Origin of the sequence: Pseudomonas sp. G5001, assembly GCF_013385475.1 — a bacterium.
GTDB lineage: Bacteria > Pseudomonadota > Gammaproteobacteria > Pseudomonadales > Pseudomonadaceae > Aquipseudomonas.
Genome location: NZ_JACAPZ010000020.1, coordinates 52,109 through 67,835 on the forward strand (window position 1 = coordinate 52,109; position 15,727 = coordinate 67,835).

At 58.6% G+C, this 15,727-nt stretch carries 20 protein-coding genes; 10 read left to right on the top strand and 10 right to left on the bottom strand.

Annotation, left to right across the window (positions count from 1 at the left end; genetic code table 11):
• Window positions 1-16 precede the first annotated feature (16 nt).
• The 7 genes from ychF (at window position 17) to HX805_RS18300 (ending at window position 5,602) form a co-directional block, all read left to right on the top strand.
• A complete protein-coding gene (gene ychF, locus HX805_RS18270) occupies window positions 17-1,117 on the top strand; it encodes a redox-regulated ATPase YchF (RefSeq protein ID WP_010177033.1) in 1,101 nt (366 codons plus the stop codon).
• A 402-nt stretch (window positions 1,118-1,519) separates the two neighbouring features.
• A complete protein-coding gene (locus tag HX805_RS18275) occupies window positions 1,520-2,452 on the top strand; it encodes a sigma 54-interacting transcriptional regulator (RefSeq protein ID WP_102368125.1) in 933 nt (310 codons plus the stop codon).
• A 206-nt stretch (window positions 2,453-2,658) separates the two neighbouring features.
• Entirely contained in the window at window positions 2,659-2,829 is a 171-nt protein-coding gene (locus HX805_RS18280) for a hypothetical protein (RefSeq protein WP_177022694.1), read from the top strand.
• A 131-nt stretch (window positions 2,830-2,960) separates the two neighbouring features.
• Entirely contained in the window at window positions 2,961-3,323 is a 363-nt protein-coding gene (locus HX805_RS18285) for a hypothetical protein (protein ID WP_023659153.1), read from the top strand.
• Between the two features lie 7 nt (window positions 3,324-3,330).
• A complete protein-coding gene (sctJ, locus tag HX805_RS18290) occupies window positions 3,331-4,137 on the top strand; it encodes a type III secretion system inner membrane ring lipoprotein SctJ (protein ID WP_102368124.1) in 807 nt (268 codons plus the stop codon).
• A gap of 551 nt (window positions 4,138-4,688) precedes the next feature.
• Window positions 4,689-5,276: a type III secretion system stator protein SctL gene (gene sctL / locus HX805_RS18295; protein WP_177117147.1), complete on the top strand. Its 588-nt coding sequence runs from the start codon at window positions 4,689-4,691 to the stop codon at window positions 5,274-5,276.
• A 107-nt stretch (window positions 5,277-5,383) separates the two neighbouring features.
• Window positions 5,384-5,602 carry a hypothetical protein gene (locus HX805_RS18300; RefSeq protein ID WP_003208375.1) on the top strand — a complete coding sequence of 73 codons (219 nt, stop codon included), beginning with the start codon at window positions 5,384-5,386 and terminating at the stop codon, window positions 5,600-5,602.
• A 9-nt stretch (window positions 5,603-5,611) separates the two neighbouring features.
• Here HX805_RS18300 and HX805_RS18305 read toward each other — a convergent pair whose 3' ends face one another.
• Window positions 5,612-5,938: a hypothetical protein gene (locus tag HX805_RS18305; RefSeq protein WP_173406097.1), complete on the bottom strand. Its 327-nt coding sequence runs from the start codon at window positions 5,936-5,938 to the stop codon at window positions 5,612-5,614.
• 72 nt (window positions 5,939-6,010) lie between these two features.
• Here HX805_RS18305 and sctC point away from each other — a divergent pair, with 72 nt between their 5' ends.
• The 3 genes from sctC to HX805_RS18320 are packed head-to-tail and all read left to right on the top strand — an operon-like array spanning window position 6,011 to window position 8,708.
• Window positions 6,011-8,152 carry a type III secretion system outer membrane ring subunit SctC gene (gene sctC / locus HX805_RS18310; protein WP_177117148.1) on the top strand — a complete coding sequence of 714 codons (2,142 nt, stop codon included), beginning with the start codon at window positions 6,011-6,013 and terminating at the stop codon, window positions 8,150-8,152.
• A complete protein-coding gene (gene hrpT / locus HX805_RS18315; protein WP_003208370.1) occupies window positions 8,149-8,343 on the top strand; it encodes an HrpT family type III secretion system protein in 195 nt (64 codons plus the stop codon). Before sctC ends, hrpT begins: the two co-directional genes overlap by 4 nt.
• 5 nt (window positions 8,344-8,348) lie before the next feature.
• On the top strand, window positions 8,349-8,708 hold the full coding sequence (locus HX805_RS18320) for a hypothetical protein (RefSeq protein ID WP_008430695.1): 360 nt from the start codon (window positions 8,349-8,351) through the stop codon (window positions 8,706-8,708).
• Here the strand turns inward: HX805_RS18320 and sctU are convergent.
• The 9 genes from sctU to HX805_RS18365 are packed head-to-tail and all read right to left on the bottom strand — an operon-like array spanning window position 8,705 to window position 15,652.
• On the bottom strand, window positions 8,705-9,802 hold the full coding sequence (gene sctU / locus HX805_RS18325; RefSeq protein ID WP_177117149.1) for a type III secretion system export apparatus subunit SctU: 1,098 nt from the start codon (window positions 9,800-9,802) through the stop codon (window positions 8,705-8,707). The two genes, HX805_RS18320 and sctU, sit on opposite strands and share 4 nt — an antisense overlap.
• Window positions 9,795-10,586, bottom strand: coding sequence for a type III secretion system export apparatus subunit SctT (gene sctT, locus HX805_RS18330; protein ID WP_003208364.1), 792 nt, complete (start codon window positions 10,584-10,586; stop codon window positions 9,795-9,797). Before sctT ends, sctU begins: the two co-directional genes overlap by 8 nt.
• A 10-nt stretch (window positions 10,587-10,596) precedes the next feature.
• Window positions 10,597-10,860, bottom strand: a complete 264-nt coding sequence (gene sctS / locus HX805_RS18335) for a type III secretion system export apparatus subunit SctS (RefSeq protein WP_003208363.1) — start codon at window positions 10,858-10,860, stop codon at window positions 10,597-10,599.
• A 7-nt stretch (window positions 10,861-10,867) separates the two neighbouring features.
• The gene (gene sctR, locus HX805_RS18340) at window positions 10,868-11,521 is read right to left on the bottom strand and encodes a type III secretion system export apparatus subunit SctR (protein WP_003208361.1); all 654 of its coding nucleotides are present in this window, start codon (window positions 11,519-11,521) and stop codon (window positions 10,868-10,870) included.
• Entirely contained in the window at window positions 11,518-12,531 is a 1,014-nt protein-coding gene (locus HX805_RS18345) for a FliM/FliN family flagellar motor switch protein (RefSeq protein WP_008430697.1), read from the bottom strand. Before HX805_RS18345 ends, sctR begins: the two co-directional genes overlap by 4 nt.
• Window positions 12,528-12,986, bottom strand: coding sequence for a type III secretion system HrpP C-terminal domain-containing protein (locus HX805_RS32410; RefSeq protein ID WP_238544201.1), 459 nt, complete (start codon window positions 12,984-12,986; stop codon window positions 12,528-12,530). The genes HX805_RS18345 and HX805_RS32410 overlap by 4 nt, the downstream gene beginning before the upstream one ends.
• Entirely contained in the window at window positions 12,983-13,411 is a 429-nt protein-coding gene (locus HX805_RS18355; RefSeq protein WP_003208357.1) for a YscO family type III secretion system apparatus protein, read from the bottom strand. Before HX805_RS18355 ends, HX805_RS32410 begins: the two co-directional genes overlap by 4 nt.
• A complete protein-coding gene (locus HX805_RS18360) occupies window positions 13,398-14,756 on the bottom strand; it encodes a FliI/YscN family ATPase (protein WP_008430699.1) in 1,359 nt (452 codons plus the stop codon). The genes HX805_RS18355 and HX805_RS18360 overlap by 14 nt, the downstream gene beginning before the upstream one ends.
• Window positions 14,753-15,652 (bottom strand): FHA domain-containing protein, encoded by a 900-nt coding sequence (locus HX805_RS18365; protein ID WP_008430700.1) that lies wholly within the window; start codon window positions 15,650-15,652, stop codon window positions 14,753-14,755. The genes HX805_RS18360 and HX805_RS18365 overlap by 4 nt, the downstream gene beginning before the upstream one ends.
• Between the last annotated feature and the right edge of the window lie 75 nt (window positions 15,653-15,727).

The window sequence follows — 15,727 nt, forward strand, 5'->3', positions numbered from 1 at the left end:
CCCGAGGGGAAACACCATGGGATTCAATTGCGGCATCGTCGGCCTACCTAACGTCGGCAAGTCCACCCTGTTCAACGCCCTGACCAAATCCGGTATTGCGGCGGAGAACTTCCCCTTCTGCACCATCGAACCGAACACCGGTATCGTGCCGATGCCCGATACACGCCTGGACGCCCTGGCGGCCATCGTGAATCCAAAGCGCATCCTGCCGACCACCATGGAGTTCGTCGACATCGCGGGCCTGGTAGCCGGCGCGTCGAAAGGTGAAGGCCTGGGCAACAAGTTCCTCGCCAACATCCGCGAGACCGATGCCATCGCCCACGTGGTCCGCTGCTTCGAAGACGAGAACGTGATTCACGTCTCCAACAGCGTCGACCCGAAACGCGATATCGAGATCATCGACCTGGAACTGATCTTCGCCGACCTCGACAGCTGCGAGAAGCAACTGCAAAAGGTCACGCGTAACGCCAAGGGCGGCGACAAGGACGCAGTGGTCCAGAAAGCCTTGCTGGAGCAACTGATTGCCCACTTCACTCTGGGCAAGCCGGCACGCAGCCTGATGAAGAACATGAGCACCGACGAAAAGGCGGTGATCAAGGGCTTCCACCTGCTGACTACCAAGCCGGTGATGTACATCGCCAACGTGGCTGAAGACGGTTTCGAGAACAACCCGCTGCTCGACGTGGTCATGGCAATTGCCGAAGAAGAAGGCGCGATGGTTGTTCCAGTGTGCAACAAGATCGAAGCGGAAATCGCCGAGCTGGAAGACGGCGAAGAGAAAGACATGTTCCTCGAGGCCCTGGGCCTGGAAGAGCCTGGCCTGAACCGCGTGATCCGTGCCGGCTACGAAATGCTGCACCTGCAGACCTACTTCACCGCCGGTGTTGAAGAAGTACGCGCCTGGACCGTCAAGGTCGGTGCCACTGCCCCGCAAGCGGCTGGCGTGATCCACACCGACTTCGAAAAAGGCTTCATCCGCGCCGAAGTCATCGCCTACAACGACTTCATCCAGTTCAAGGGTGAAGCCGGTGCCAAGGAAGCCGGTAAATGGCGCCTGGAAGGCAAGGAATACATCGTCAAGGATGGCGACGTGATGCACTTCCGCTTCAACGTATAAGCTTTACCTGCGGCCTATGCCGCAAAACAAAAAGCCGATGCACTGCATCGGCTTTTTTGTGGGCGATGTTTGCAACTTTCTACAAAGATCGACTCTGAAATATCCCCTGACATCTTAATACGGCAAACATATAAAACAACCACAGCCCTCAATACGTAAAAATACGCCAATCCTCCCTGACACCCCCGAGTTTAAGATTATTCCGACCCATTATCAGGCAATCACGAGCGAGCGCCCACTTGATAATATTTAACTTAAGATTTTTTGGTTTTTCACACATCACAAACGTCTATTTCGCACTCTCCGACAGAATGACAAATCAGCTAAATTCCGTTCTACTTATCCATATCAGCAGGGAAGCCCCTCAGTAAAACAATGAGAAACAATAGGAGCAACAGCGATATGTCGGCCTCCTATCAAAGCACGTTTGAAACGGATGATCCATTTACTGAATGCCCAACCATTGAAGCCACTATCAACAATACTGCGGCTTTAAACATCGACATACTTTTGCTGGGGGAAACCGGCACCGGTAAAGATACCCTGGCCCAACGCATCCATCGCTTATCGGGCCGGCGAGGCAACTTCGTCGCCGTCAACTGTGCTGCAATTCCCGAAAGCCTGGCGGAAAGCCAACTGTTCGGGGTCAACAGCGGCGCCTACACCGGTGCGATGCAATCACGGGCAGGCTTTGTCGAAGCCGCACACTTGGGTACCTTGTACCTCGACGAAATAGACAGCATGCCCCTCACCCTGCAAGCCAAACTGCTGAGGGTACTGGAGTCCCGGGGCGTTGAACGATTGGGTTCCACCCGCTTTATCCCGGTGGACATGCGCGTTATCGCGTCCGCCCAGCATTCGCTGCACGAAATGGTCGAGCAAGGATTGTTCAGGCGCGACCTGTATTTTCGCCTGAACGTAATCAGCATCAGCCTCCCTCCCCTGCGCGAACGTCGCGAGCAGATTATCCCCTTGTTCCTGAACATCGTCCGCCAGGAAGCCGAGTACTTTAAATACCCGATACCCCTGGCATCCAGCTCGCTGCTGCAACAATTGCTATGCCATTCCTGGCCGGGCAACGTCCGCGAACTGCGCTCGACAGCCAAGCGCTTTGTGTTGGATCTTCCGCCGCTTTCAGAGTCGATGAGGGACCATCAGGACATAGAGATGAACCTCAAGGCGCGGCTACAGCAAATCGAGAAATCGCTGATTGAAGAGTCGCTGCGCCGTCACGGCGGCAACGTGGATGGAGTAGCCGGGGAATTGGGGGTTGCCAAGCGCACGCTGTACTACAGGATGAAACAACTGGATATATCACTCGGCGGAACAGGTTAAACCCAGGACCAGCAGTTTTTCTGGAACTGAAATCTTCATTTAACCACTCAAGGAAAGGCCATCTACATGATCAGCAACTTCGCCGATCGGGCCAGCCATGTGCTTGGTTCATATGCCTGACGGGCAACGATGGGTCTACGTTCGTGGTTAAGCATCAACGCACAAACAAACAAAAAATTTAAATCGAGCAACTCAGAGGTGATGTTATGAGTAAAATCGATGTTAACGAGCGGGTTACTGCCAGCAGTCTTGGTGGCGGAGACAATTCCGATATCGAAGCGGCAAAAAAAGCTGAAATGCGTCGACTAAAAATAGAGGAGGTTAAAAACGAAATAATGACAAAAGAACTCGAAAACATAGGCAAACTAAGGTTTTAAACCTTTGCTTCCTCTATTAAACATAGAGGAAGCAACCCGTTTGCTAGCATGGCTCATGCTGAACCGTCGAAAAAAACCAACATTACTCCCAAACCAACAAGAACGTTCCTAGCGTCTTGCCGGAGGTTTACATGCGCGTGCTCGCTGACGACTTCACAGAACGCCCGGTTTCACGAACGGTTGAATCACGAGGTATTGATACCTCTGCTTCCGACATGAATTTTTTCCAAGCCAGCCTGGTTGATCGCGCGTCTTCCCCGGGTAGCCAAAATTCAATGGTCGGTACGAACGCGCTATCCGAACAGTCTTCTCATTTAACGAGGCTATCAAAACGTGCGACCAAAGGTTTGCGTGACCTGAGCCTTAATAAAAAATCAACGGAAATGCATCAAATTGCCAAGTCACTTTCAGACGCCCATCGGGAGCTGTCCATGTCAGTCAAGGTCATCAGCAAAACCGTGCAATGTTGCGAGAAAATAACCAACCTTCAGTAGGTAAGTCATGCTCCGCTGGATCACCACCCCATTAGTTTTATCATTGGCATTGCTGCTGGCCGGTTGCGGTGAAAAAGTAGAACTCCATAGCCGACTGTCCGAACAGGAGGCTAATGAGGTTGTTGCAGAACTCGCGGATAAACAAATCCGGGCCCAAAAAGTGCCAGCCAAAGACGGCGTTGTTGTGCGCGTCAACGCGTCGGACATCAGCAGGGCGGTCCGGACGCTCGAGGCCGCTGGCCTGCCAAAACTGGCCCGGTCGACCCTGGGCGATATCTTCCGTAAAGAAGGCGTTATCTCAACACCGCTGGAAGAACGTGCCCGCTATATCTATGCATTGTCTCAGGAGCTGGAGGCAACCTTGTCGAACATCGACGGGGTCATCGTCGCTCGAGTCCATGTCGTGCTCCCCGAACGGATTGCCCCGGGTGAACCCGTACAACCGGCATCAGCCTCGGTGTTCATCAAACATGATCCACGACTTGAGCCTGATAATATCCGCCCCCGAGTACGCAGGATGGTGGCCAGCAGTATCCCCGGCATGGCAGCTGCTGTAGAAAACACTCAAAAATTAACCGTAGTGTTTGTCCCCGCCGCGGCGTATCTGGAGCAGCAACGTCTGACCTATTTTGGTCCGTTCCTGGTTCAGGATAACGATCTCGGTTTCTGGCGCATGAGTCTTACCGCATTCCTCATCATAATGACGCTTGCGGGGGCTGGCGCGTTTATCTGGCGCAAGCGGGGGGTGAATCAACAACACGACTCATCTGTCGTACCGGCTCATGCCTCACTAAACCCGTCTGTTCATGAGTAATCAGCTGGCGTGGGTTCGATGGTGGGCCCGCCCATGGGAAACGCCAGCGTGTGACTGGGAGGTCCTCAGACCATATATCGCCTCGACCGATCTATGTCGCAGCCGGCATGAACGAGTGAGCACCGCACTGGCCATCACCCCCTGCCTGCCACCCTCACCCTCCCCTGCCTTGCTGCACCTGGTGCAAGCCTCCCCACCACAACGCGACCGCATGCTGACGCTGATCGGCAGTGTCTGCCAGCCTGTACGCGACCACTTGCTGGAGGAGGATGAATACCTCTGGTGTCAGCGCCTTGCCAAAGCGCTCCCTGCGGACTCACGGGTACTGAACACAGACGATCCTCTGCAGTACCTGCGCGCCTGGGTTGAGCCTGCGGTATGGCAACGCCTACGACTTGGCTTTGCGAATAAACGGGTAGTCGACCTGGAGAGATATTCCAACCTGCCCGACCGTCATGGTCGGCTGGATACTCTGTGGCGAGCCGTCATCTGGCGAGCTACCGCCATCACGAATGATCACGCGTGGCCCTGATCAGGAGCAAACAACCTGCATGTTATGCCGACGTAAAATTGAGCTGAATAAAGGCCAGGACCTGCCACAAACCCTGATTGCCCGAGAGATGCTTATCGACTGTGCTCAGGCGGGCACATTACTTATTCGCGCCAAAGCCGAAGCGCGCGAACTACTACGCCAGGCCGAAGAGCAGCGCGAAATACTTTACGCAAATGCTTGCCGTGAGTTCTGGGAACGCGCCAACACTCAGTTGCAACGCTGGGAGATTGAACGCCAGGCTATCTGCGACAACATTGAACCCATTGCCGCCTCCATCACCAGCCTGGCCATTCGTAACCTACTGGAGGAAACAGTCTCCCCCCAACGCCTGAGCGTCCTGCTAAAGCAATTACTGGCCACCCAGGTCCCGCGAATCCAAGCCACTTTGCTCTGCAATCCATTGGACCGTAAAAACGTAGACCAGTGGCTGAGCAGGCACACAGACCTTCCCTGGACACTGCGCACCGAGGAGAACATCGCACCTCAAATGCTCATTCTGGAAACGCCCGAAGGTGGATTTCGGATCGACTGGGATTCGATGGTGGAAACGCTATGGAATTCCGGCACGTCGGGTTCAACCCAATAACACGCAGGGGCTGCGGTTCAACGAGCGCTGACGTTTAACGAAATACCCGTGGAACTGGAATCACGCGTCGAGCCACACAGGACGTAACATCCTCTGGAGCAAAACCAATGAGCTTTGATTATCGCCTGCAAGCGAATCTCTACAGGCAACTGGAAAATTCGCAAAAGCGCTTTGAAAAGATAGAACGCGATGGATTGAACAACGACGAAGCCCTGGCGGCAATGAATGACGAAAAAGTCTTCCTCGCGGCCACGTTATCAGCCAGTTCCACCTACACCAATTACATGAGCGAAACAGCCAAGACCGTTATCGAAGGCATACAGTGAGTGGAAGCGTTACTCGGTCGTTGGTTGAGTAGCAGCGAACCGCTGATCACGTTGTTTGAAGATAATGACGAAATCAAGGTGCGGCGCGACCAACAAGCTTTTTTGATCAGTGTTCAACTGACCCACCATCGGGTCGACAAAAGAGCCTTGGAGGCGTGGATGCGCCTCGGACTGGAAAGTCTGAGGCATTTCCAGGGTGCCTTGGCGCAGGAAGCAATGACTGGTCATCTTTGGCTGCTTCAAAAACTCCCTGGCGACTGTGCCCTGCCCCACCTGCTTGGCAAACTCGAAACCCTGCTGAACCAGCGTGATACCTGGCGGGGCATTGTTGCGCACCTTGCCAGCCCAGCCCGGAAACTTAGGCCTACTTCGCTTCGGTCGCTGCGTCACTAAAACAGAGAATTCTCAATGCCTAACAAGATCGACAAGCACATCCGCTTGCGCGTCAATTCGCCTGCCGCCGCCGTAAAGCCTGCCCGTTGGCGCTACCTGATCCTCATGCCCTGGTTGTTGGCGCCCCTGGAAAGCACCCTGGCCGCCGTCCCCAGCGAATGGAAAAACACCGCCTATGCCTATGAGGCCGAACACAAGCCCCTGCGGGATGTGCTGGAAGACTTCGCCCAGACCTTCGGCACCCAACTGCAAATCGACGGCCTCCTCGAAGGCAACGTCAACGGCAAGATACGCGCCAATACCCCACAATCGCTTCTCGACAGGCTCGGCGTAGAGCACCGCTTCCAGTGGTACCTGTACAACAACACGCTGTACGTCAGCACCCTGGACCAACAGGAATCTGCACGCCTGGAGGTCTCCTCCGAGACCATCGCCGACCTCAAGCAGGCCCTCACCGATATAGGCTTGCTCGATAGCCGCTTCGGCTGGGGCGAATTGCCTGAGGACGGCGTCGTACTGGTCTCCGGGCCCAAGCGCTATATCGAACAGATCAAGCAGTTCAGCAGCCAGCGCAAGTCCCCGGATGAAAAGCAGAGCGTCCTCAGCTACCCGCTGAAGTTCGCCAATGCGGCGGACCGCCAGATTGATTATCGCGGCGAGAAACTGACCATCCCAGGCGTTGCCAGCATGCTGCGGGGGCTGCTGGAACCTCGCACGGCCTCGACGCTTTCAGGCATGAGCCCACGCCCTCCCTCTGCCGCCCAACCCTCACCCATAACCCCGGTATTTCCGCGCCTGAGTAACCCGATGCTGGGGCAAATGCTCGGCCAGGCGATGAACCCGGTGCCGTCGGACACCGGCATGTCACTCACCCCTCGGGCACCGGTCTCCACCAGCAAAATCCGAGTCGAAGCCGATGTGCGCAACAACGCCATCCTGATCTACGACCTGCCGGAGCGCCAGGCGATGTACCGTGAGCTGATCAGCCAGCTCGACGTAGCCCGCAAGCTGGTGGAAATCGATGCGATCATTCTTGATATCGAGCGCACTCAACTGCGGGAATTCGGGATTAGATGGGGTTTTCAAAACAGCCGTTTCCGGGGTGGCGTGAACATGGCGCCCGGGTCTTCATCACAGCTGTCGATCGAGCACCGTGATCGTTTCAACGCCGATATTCGCGCATTGGAGCAACGTGGCCTGGCGACCATGGTGTCCAACCCGTCGGTGCTTACTTTGGAAAACCAGCCGGCGGTGATCGATTTCAACCGCACCCAATACCTCACCGCCGGCACCGAGACTGCAACCATCCTGCCCATCACGGTCGGCACCAGCTTCCAGGTGGTACCGAGGGTGATCACTACCCGCGGCAATCACCAGATCCACCTGGTGGTGGATATCGAGGACGGTAACTTCGACGAGTCCAACCCCGCGCGCACCAGCCCCGATGTACGCCGCGGCAAAGTCAGCACCCAGGCGGTCATGGCGGAAAAACGTTCGCTGGTGGTCGGTGGCTTCCATGTCACTGAAAGCACCGACAAACAAAGCAAGATCCCTCTGCTGGGAGACATTCCGCTGCTGGGCAAGGCCCTGTTTTCTTCCTCCGAGCGCCAGAACAACCGGCGCGAACGCCTGTTTATCCTGACGCCGCGCGTGATCGGCGATCAGGCTGATCCTTCACGCTACTTGCCCCAGGAGGATCAAGCCGAACTGCAGGCCGCACTCAAGCCATTGGCCCGGCGGTATGCCGAGCATCAACCGGTGATCAAGCGCAGCGACATCACCAGCACCCTGGCTCACCTCGTCAGCGGGCAAGTACCCACGGCCTTCAAGGCCGCGCCCATGCCACTGGGCCTGGACACCTTGTGCAGCACCCGCGAGCTATTGGCCCTGAACACCGAACGCAGCCAATGGTATGCAGGCCCGCAGTTCAATGTGGCCGTGGTGGTGGTACGCAATCAGTTCAACCGTAACGTGCGCATCGATGAAAGAGAATGCAGCAACTCCCAGACCCTGGCCGTCAGCGTCTGGCCACGTGCCTGGCTCAAGCCGGGAGAAGAGGCGGAGGTATTTATCGCCATGCGGCCCGTGGTCAAAGATGAACACATCGGTGTGTCCCGCCCCTCCCTGATCACCCCCACCCGGAAGAACGCGCCATGAAACGCCTACTCACCCTCCTCGGCCTGGCCCTGCTTATCGTTGGTTGTACGCCGACGTGCAAGGGCGACTCCTGTTCACGCCCGCAATCGGGCGCCGATAAGCTGGTGGTCTGGTGGCCGCCGCAGATGCGCGTCGAATCGGGCCCTGCCGGCGAGCGCTCCGACTATCAAACGATCTCACTGGAACGGTAAGTTCCATGGGGCCGAACGATACGTCGTCTCGCCAGGTATTCCTGGATAACCTGGTGGGCGGCAAGGACGCCCACCTGTCCCTCGGCCCGGGCATAAGCGTGTGCCGGTTAAAGGCCGGTGGTAAACCCGGGCTTGCGTTGCTGGTCGACCGTGGAGCGCTGGAAGCCGGACAGTTGGAACGGGTACTGGAGCGGCTTTTTGAACAGGCGGTGGCGTTTGACGGCTGCTTTGCCTGTCTCGATGCCAAGGATGCCCTGGTGATCTGGCACGCGCTGCCGGCAGGTGCAGAGGAGGCAGATGAGATCATCGGCAAGCTGCTTTCGCTGGGCTGCCTCGATATGCTGGACGTGCACCGCTACCGTTAACGTTGCTTAAGCTCCGGAAACTCCAGCGTTTCACGCTTGGCCTCGTCATTGAGCTCACGCAGGGTGCGGTAGAGGAACGCTACCGCCTGCAACGTCTCCCGGGGAATGTTCGCCCCAAGCTTCTTCTCGTACAGCGTGCGCGCGAGCCATACACACTGGATCACCGGCACGTCGGCCGCCTTGGCCTGGTCTATCAGTTTCCGGGCCTCGGCATCCGTGCCTTTATCCACCAGCAGCGGCAGCGGCGTTTTGCCCGGCCGGTAGTACAGCGCGACCGCAAAGTGCGTCGGGTTGACCACCAACATGTCGGCCTCCTCCAGCTTGGGCAACTTGACCTTCGGCTCCTCCTGGGCCAGCTGTTGGGCCAGGGCGCGACGCTGCCCTTTGACGTGAGGGTCGCCCTCTATGTCCTTGTATTCCTTGACCACCTCGACCTGAGTCATGCGCATGCTCTTGGCAAAGAAGTGCTTCTGCAGCGCCATGTCGATCAATGCCAGGACCAGCAGCAATCCCAGGCAAGCGTGCAGCAGATGGCGAAACAGGATGATCAGCGCGAGGATGTAACTCTGCAGGTCGCTGGTGGCCAGATTGATCAAGGCCCCTAGTGACGGACTGATCACCACGTACAAAATCAGCGCAAGCAGTAGCGCCTTGGCCAACCCCATCAACAGGTTCGTCACTGACTTGGCAGAGAACATCTGCTTGACCTGGCTGAGTGGGTTGAGACGGCTGAAATTCAGCTTCAGGCTTTCCGGCGCAAACAGGAAACCGAACTGAATCCAGCCGCTGATCAACTTCACCGTGATCGCCAGTCCGGCCATCAGCAAGGCGAAGGAAAAAAACACGATCAAGCCTTCCGTCAGCACTTCCTCCAGCGCCCGCACAAAGGGCTGCCCGAAACGTGACATGGGCATCACCAGCAACTGCTGGAAGCGCTGCATGCTGGTTTCGGCGGTGAACAACGCGATTTCGCTGAGGGCGGTCAACACCAGTAGCTTACCGACGTCCTGGCTTTGGGCGACCTGGCCTTTCTGGCGCTGATCCTTGAGTTTCTTGGGCGTGGCCGCGTGTTTTTTCTCACCCGAATCACTCATGTCCCGAGCCCCTGAACATCAGGCCGAGGGAATGCTTGAGGTCTCCCAACTGCGCCATGCGCCCGACGATCAAGTCCTGCAACAGCGGGAAGTACAGCAGCAGGATAACCAGCCCCGCCAGGCTCTTGACCGGCGTTGCCAGGGTAGAGACTTGCAATTGCGGGCTGTACAGGCCCAACAAGGCGAAGCCGAACTCCAGGAACAGCAGCACGGCAATAAACGGTGCGGCATACAGCATCATGTGGGTAAAAGTATCGCCCAGCAGCCCGATGAATACACTGAACCCATTGACCGCCGGCAGCGGCAACCAGGCGGTTGGCGGCCAGATCAGGTAGCTGTCCCAGATCACTTGGGTCAGCACGCTCAAGCCCAGGACGGCAATCAGCAAATAAATCACCAACTGTTTGAACAGGTGCCCGATCGGCGTCGCATCCGGCCCCAGCGAGGGGTTGAGTTGGCCACCCGCCAAAGCCCCCCGCTGGTTATCCAGCAGTGCGCCCACTGACTCGAACATCCAGAACGGCATGGCCAACAGAATCCCCAGCAAAAACCCCAGGGCAGCTTCCTTGAGTACCAACCCGCTGATCATCAGCGCGGAGTAATCCTTGGCAGCCAGGACGGCATGAATGCCGGGCGCCGGAATCAACGCCATGACCATCACGATGATGTGGCGGGGCATACCGCGTATATGTTGGAAACAAAACGCAGGCACCAGAAATGCACAGGGATAAATGCGCGCCATGGCCACGAGCAGGCTGGGCAGGAATTCAAGATAAAGCAGCACACGCAGGCCCTCAGTTCAATGCCGAGCGGGCAATCATGTCGAACATCAGGTTGATCAGTTGGATCAGCTCCACGCCAATCCAGCGACCGGTCAAAATCAGCGTGATGCCCACCGCAACCAGCTTGATGCCAAAGGGCAGCGTCTGGTCCTGTATCTGCATCAGGGCCTGCACCAGCGACGTCAACACACCGACGACCACCGCCACGATCAGCGGCGGCGCCGACAGCACCACCACCAGCAACATGCCCTGCTTGAACAGCACGATCGGTTCCATAGGGCACTCAGAGGTAAGAAAGGAACAGGCTGTCGAGCAGCCGCGACCACCCGGAAACCATGACGAACAACAGCAGTTTGAGCGGCAGCGAAATGGTCATGGGCGAGACCATCTGCATACCGAGGGCCAACAGCAGGTTGGACACAATCAAATCGATGACGATGAACGGAATGTAGATCAGAAAGCCGATCTCGAACCCCGCCTGCAGTTGCGACAGCACGAAGGCCGGGACCAGCAGGATCAAGTCTTCGCGCTGGGTGCTCTGCGCCATTTCAGGCGGCCACATGCGCGCACTGTTTTCCAGCAGGTGAGTCAACACATCTGCATCGGTGTTGCGCAGCATGAACGCACGCAACGGCTGTATGGCCGCCTGCCCGGTTTCCAGAAGGCTTTGCACGCTACTCGTGTCCACGGGCGAGGCCTTGACGTTCTCGGCAATCTGGTACCCCACGGGCGCCATGATGAACAGTGTCGCAGCCAGCGCTATTCCGTTGATGGCCATGCTCGGCGGTACCTGCTGCACGCCGATGGCGTTACGGGTGATCATCAGCACAATCACGATCTTCAAGAACGATGTGCAGATGATCAGTAGCATTGGCATCAGCGACAACGAACCTAAAAACAGCGCCAGGACAAGAGGGTCGACCCCCTGAAATGTCATCGCGAAAAAATCACGCGGGACAACTGCAAACCAAGGCGCCCATCTACTTCCACCAACTGCCCTTGCCCTATCGGCCTATCGCCGTAATAAAGCCCGGCCATGCCCGGCGCGTACCCGGCAATGCCCAACACCGCACCGGGGGCGAGATTGCGCAGTTCGCCCAGGGTCAGATTCAGGGTGCCACAACGTACCGTCAGGGCCATGTTCAACTCATCGAAAGGCTCGTGGCCAAAGACATCCACTACCGGTTCATCCAGCTCATCCCCCGGGTACTGCGATGTTGCAAAATCCTCGTCCACGGACGTTTCCTCGATCGAAACAAGCGTCAGGCACAACGGCCCGGATTCATCATCAATGCACCCTTGCAGCCGGTGCTTGCCGACATACAGGTGACCATTGCCCTGCACATCGAAAAAGGGTTGCTCAAGCATCACCACGTCACCGGCACGGACACCGCTCAATTGCGTGATGGATAGCTTCAGGCGGCCCAGGGTCATCGCCACTGCCAACTGGAACGACGCCGGCAATGGCCCCGCTATCGACTGCCACGGACCGGCCTCGCACAGTGCCAGCAAGCGCTCAGGAGTCAGCCACAGGTAACCCACGACCCTGGACTTCCCCAGCGTCACCGTGAAGCGACAACCGAAGTTCAATTTCCTGGGCGCCGGCAGCAACCGCAGGAAGCCAAACAGCCCCCGCACCTGCGGGCTCAGGTGGTGCTGGAACAGTTCCCAGAACCACGAGTCTGGATCGTTGTCGGCCTCTGCCAGCGTCACCGGGCACTCCCCCAGCAGGCTGAACAGCGGCCCTGGTTCGGCGAAAGCCAGCACCCCGCAGGCGCTCTCGAAAAACAGCGGCTTGACGCCTGCGGGGGCACGGCCCGGTTCCATCAACAGTTCCCCGTTCTGCCCCGCGACCTGAAACGCCATGCGCAAGCCGCGCCCCAGCCTGCGCCGCGCCGCGACATTGGCGCCGCTGACCACCGGCAAGGTTAAAAACGGCATGATCATGCCGGGTCCACATGTGCCAGGTGTACGGTGACAGGCTGCGCCAACGCGCCGGCCAGCCCGTCCTCAAGGTGCTGGCGCACCCCAGGCAGCCAGCGCGCGGTGCGCTCTTCCTGCGCCTCCAGCTCAACGTTCCAGGTACCTTGCTCGCGGCGCACGCTGGCGTTGATCCGCCCCAGGCTCGGCAGGTAAAGCACAGCGTGCAAAGGCCACTGAACAGCGGCGTGAATCCGCGGTACCAACTGCTCGGTCATGGCCGCGATCATCGCGGCATGACTTGATGCAGGGGTTCCCGGTAGGGCGGAACCGAAACCGCCCCCTTCATCATCGTTGCCAAACAGCTGGGCAAATAACCGTCCGTGCTCCCATGGCACTATCGCCCCCGGGCCGGGTTCACGTTCATCCCGAGGCTCGCCCGGACGCGGGCGCTCAGGACTGTTCACTGGAACTTGCGTCATGTTTCTTCCTGCACGGCTTCTTCCTGCCCCAACAAAAGGGACAGTTCCTGGAGTTTTTCAACCTCGCGCAAGCACTGGGTAACCTGCTTCTGCGCGCTGTCGATGTGGATCAACTGCTCATCGCGCTGGCCGTGCAGCTCATGTAACTGCCCTTCTTCGCGGCGAGTGTCGGCGGACAAGGTGCGCTCCTGGGCATTCCAGGACTTGATGTCCTGGAACGAGATCACTTGCCCTTGATGCTTGCTCAGCAACTCAGCGGTTTTCCGGGCTTCGTCCAGCCGGGTCTGTTCAAGGGCATCCGCCGCCTGCCGGATCTGCAACAGCAGCGCTTGCTGTTGCCTTTTGGCGGCACGCAGCGCGCGCTCCGCCCGGTCAGCCCGATGCTTGCGCAAACGCCGCAAGGTATCGATTTCAGAAAGGGACATCGGTGGTCAACTCCATCAATTGGTCCAGCGTCATCGCCATCGCGGCCGGCTCACGCAGGTCCTGGCGCAGAAAGCCATCGACGGCCTGGCGGCTGTCCACCGCCAGGTCGGTCAGGGCATCACTGCCGGGTTGGTACTCGCCCAACTTGAGCATCAGTTCGATCTGCTGGTACGCCGACAACAAGCGGCGCAAGGCGGTGCCCGCCCTTATATGCTCGGGCGTGGCGACGTTGCTCAAGATCCGCGAAAGGCTGCCCAGCACATCCACCGCCGGGTAGTGGCCACGCTCGGCCAGCTTGCGTGACAACACGATGTGGCCGTCGAGCAGGGAGCGCACTTCATCCGCTACCGGATCGTTCATCGAGTCCTGCTCGATCAGCACGGTGTAGATGGCGGTAATCACTCCGTCACGGGTCAGCCCGGCCCGCTCCACCAGGCGCGGCATCAGGCTGTATACCGACGGTGGCAAGCCGCCGCGGCCCAGGGGCTCGCCCGCGGCCAGGCCGATTTCACGCTGGGCCCGGGCAAATCGGGTCAGGGAGTCAATCAGCAGCAGTACCCGCTGGCCCTTGCGCCGGAACCCTTCGGCCAGCGCTGTCGCAGTGAACGCTGCGCGGGCGCGTTCCATGCTTGAGCGGTCGGAGGTGGCACACACCAGCACCGCCTTGGCGCGCAGCTGATCATCCAGCTCATGGTCGAGAAATTCCCGCAGCTCGCGTCCGCGCTCACCAATCAACCCGAACACGATCACATCGCACTCGACGTTTCGGGCGATCTCGGCCAACAAGGTGGTCTTGCCGCACCCCGCACCGGCGAACAGGCCGACGCGCTGGCCTTCTCCCAGCGTGATCAATCCATCAATCGAGCGTACGCCGGTGGACAACGCCCGGCTGATCCTCGGGCGTTCGGTAGGCAACGGCGCCTCGCACAACACCGTGCTCGCCTCTGCGATGTCGGCCTCCACAAAGGCGCTGGGGCCATCGCCCGCAATCGGCCGGCCAAATCCATCGAGCACCTGGCCGAGCAAATCGTCGCCGACCCGTACCCGGTGTGGCACCCCCAGGCGTTGCACACTGGCACCCACGCGCACGCCTTCAAGATTGCCCAACGCACTGAGCACTGCATCCTGCTGGTCGAAACCGATGATCTCCGCCAGCATGTATTCACCGATGGACTTTTCGACCTGGCACAAATCACCGATGCGCGCCTGGGGCAGCCGGCATTGCAACAACATGCCGTTCACCCGCTGGATACGACCGCGCACCGACACCGGCGCGAAGCTGACCAGCGCACTCGACTGGCGTTGCTCCCAGGCCTCAAGACGGGCTTGCAGGTCACGGCTCACCAGCGCACCTCGAAGCGTTGCTTACCGTCGAACACCACTTTGGTGTTATCGATCAGCACCAGTCGCAAGCCGTCCACTTCATCCCCCACAAACAGTCGGTTCCCCTGTTCCAGAACCACGTGACCGTTGGGGCCGCCGACAATCTGCAAAATCTTGAAAGGGAACGTTCCGTCGCGAGTCCTGACCCGGCTCATCACCGGCACCGCGGTATCGAACTGTTCGCCAAACCGGCTGAGCATGCGCGATACCAACTCCATGTCTTCCTGGAGTACATCGCCGTCGAGCAGCACCTGGTCATTGACCAACTGGATGCTTATACGGTTGATCAATTCGCGCTCGCTGAGCATCCTGAGCAACTGCTGGCGCACCTCGAAAGGTGAGGCCAGCTCGTTCTTGCGGATCACCGGTGACATCAACGACGCCTGGGCTTCGCGGTCACCGCTAGTGGTCATGCCCAGCGCGGTGATGATGACCGCAACGACGACGACCAGGCTGATCAAGCGTTTCTGCTGCGTGCTCGAAATTGAAGAAAGCTTCAGCGGCACGAGGGGCTCTGCCGCAGGCGTGGGCGCCTGTTCGGCAGTCACCGTCGGCTGGGGCCAGGGCTGGTCGGCGCGGGTGACGCAGAGCCGAACGTTGCCAATCGAAAATGTCGTGTTGAGTGCCAGGTCGGCAATCTGCGCCAGGATCAGGCCGGCGGCATCCTGCATCACCCCTCCCTCGGCCTGCACCGACCAGCGCTGGTCAACACACTGCAATCGCACATGACGCTCGGCAATGCCCGGGTCGTATAGCGCCAGGTCAGCGTCAGGGTGCGCACCAATGCTCCATTGCTCGCCGAACAACGGCAGCGCCGCCCCCTGGTGCATACCATCGAGTACTCGTAGCTCAAACATTGTCAGGCCCTCATGGCCGCACGGACCAAACGGCCCCACGCAGCACCGTCCGTTTCAAGGCAATGCGCAATCGCC

What these genes read in the sequence shown, in the direction of transcription:
- ychF (WP_010177033.1), top strand. Translation starts at nt 17, where the DNA reads ATGGGATTCAATTGCGGCATCGTCGGCCTACCTAACGTCGGCAAGTCC.
- HX805_RS18275 (WP_102368125.1), top strand. Translation starts at nt 1,520, where the DNA reads ATGTCGGCCTCCTATCAAAGCACGTTTGAAACGGATGATCCATTTACT.
- HX805_RS18280 (WP_177022694.1), top strand. Translation starts at nt 2,659, where the DNA reads ATGAGTAAAATCGATGTTAACGAGCGGGTTACTGCCAGCAGTCTTGGT.
- HX805_RS18285 (WP_023659153.1), top strand. Translation starts at nt 2,961, where the DNA reads ATGCGCGTGCTCGCTGACGACTTCACAGAACGCCCGGTTTCACGAACG.
- sctJ (WP_102368124.1), top strand. Translation starts at nt 3,331, where the DNA reads ATGCTCCGCTGGATCACCACCCCATTAGTTTTATCATTGGCATTGCTG.
- sctL (WP_177117147.1), top strand. Translation starts at nt 4,689, where the DNA reads ATGTTATGCCGACGTAAAATTGAGCTGAATAAAGGCCAGGACCTGCCA.
- HX805_RS18300 (WP_003208375.1), top strand. Translation starts at nt 5,384, where the DNA reads ATGAGCTTTGATTATCGCCTGCAAGCGAATCTCTACAGGCAACTGGAA.
- sctC (WP_177117148.1), top strand. Translation starts at nt 6,011, where the DNA reads ATGCCTAACAAGATCGACAAGCACATCCGCTTGCGCGTCAATTCGCCT.
- hrpT (WP_003208370.1), top strand. Translation starts at nt 8,149, where the DNA reads ATGAAACGCCTACTCACCCTCCTCGGCCTGGCCCTGCTTATCGTTGGT.
- HX805_RS18320 (WP_008430695.1), top strand. Translation starts at nt 8,349, where the DNA reads ATGGGGCCGAACGATACGTCGTCTCGCCAGGTATTCCTGGATAACCTG.
- sctU (WP_177117149.1), bottom strand. Translation starts at nt 9,802, where the DNA reads ATGAGTGATTCGGGTGAGAAAAAACACGCGGCCACGCCCAAGAAACTC.
- sctS (WP_003208363.1), bottom strand. Translation starts at nt 10,860, where the DNA reads ATGGAACCGATCGTGCTGTTCAAGCAGGGCATGTTGCTGGTGGTGGTG.
- sctR (WP_003208361.1), bottom strand. Translation starts at nt 11,521, where the DNA reads ATGACATTTCAGGGGGTCGACCCTCTTGTCCTGGCGCTGTTTTTAGGT.
- HX805_RS18345 (WP_008430697.1), bottom strand. Translation starts at nt 12,531, where the DNA reads ATGATCATGCCGTTTTTAACCTTGCCGGTGGTCAGCGGCGCCAATGTC.
- HX805_RS32410 (WP_238544201.1), bottom strand. Translation starts at nt 12,986, where the DNA reads ATGACGCAAGTTCCAGTGAACAGTCCTGAGCGCCCGCGTCCGGGCGAG.
- HX805_RS18355 (WP_003208357.1), bottom strand. Translation starts at nt 13,411, where the DNA reads ATGTCCCTTTCTGAAATCGATACCTTGCGGCGTTTGCGCAAGCATCGG.
- HX805_RS18365 (WP_008430700.1), bottom strand. Translation starts at nt 15,652, where the DNA reads ATGTTTGAGCTACGAGTACTCGATGGTATGCACCAGGGGGCGGCGCTG.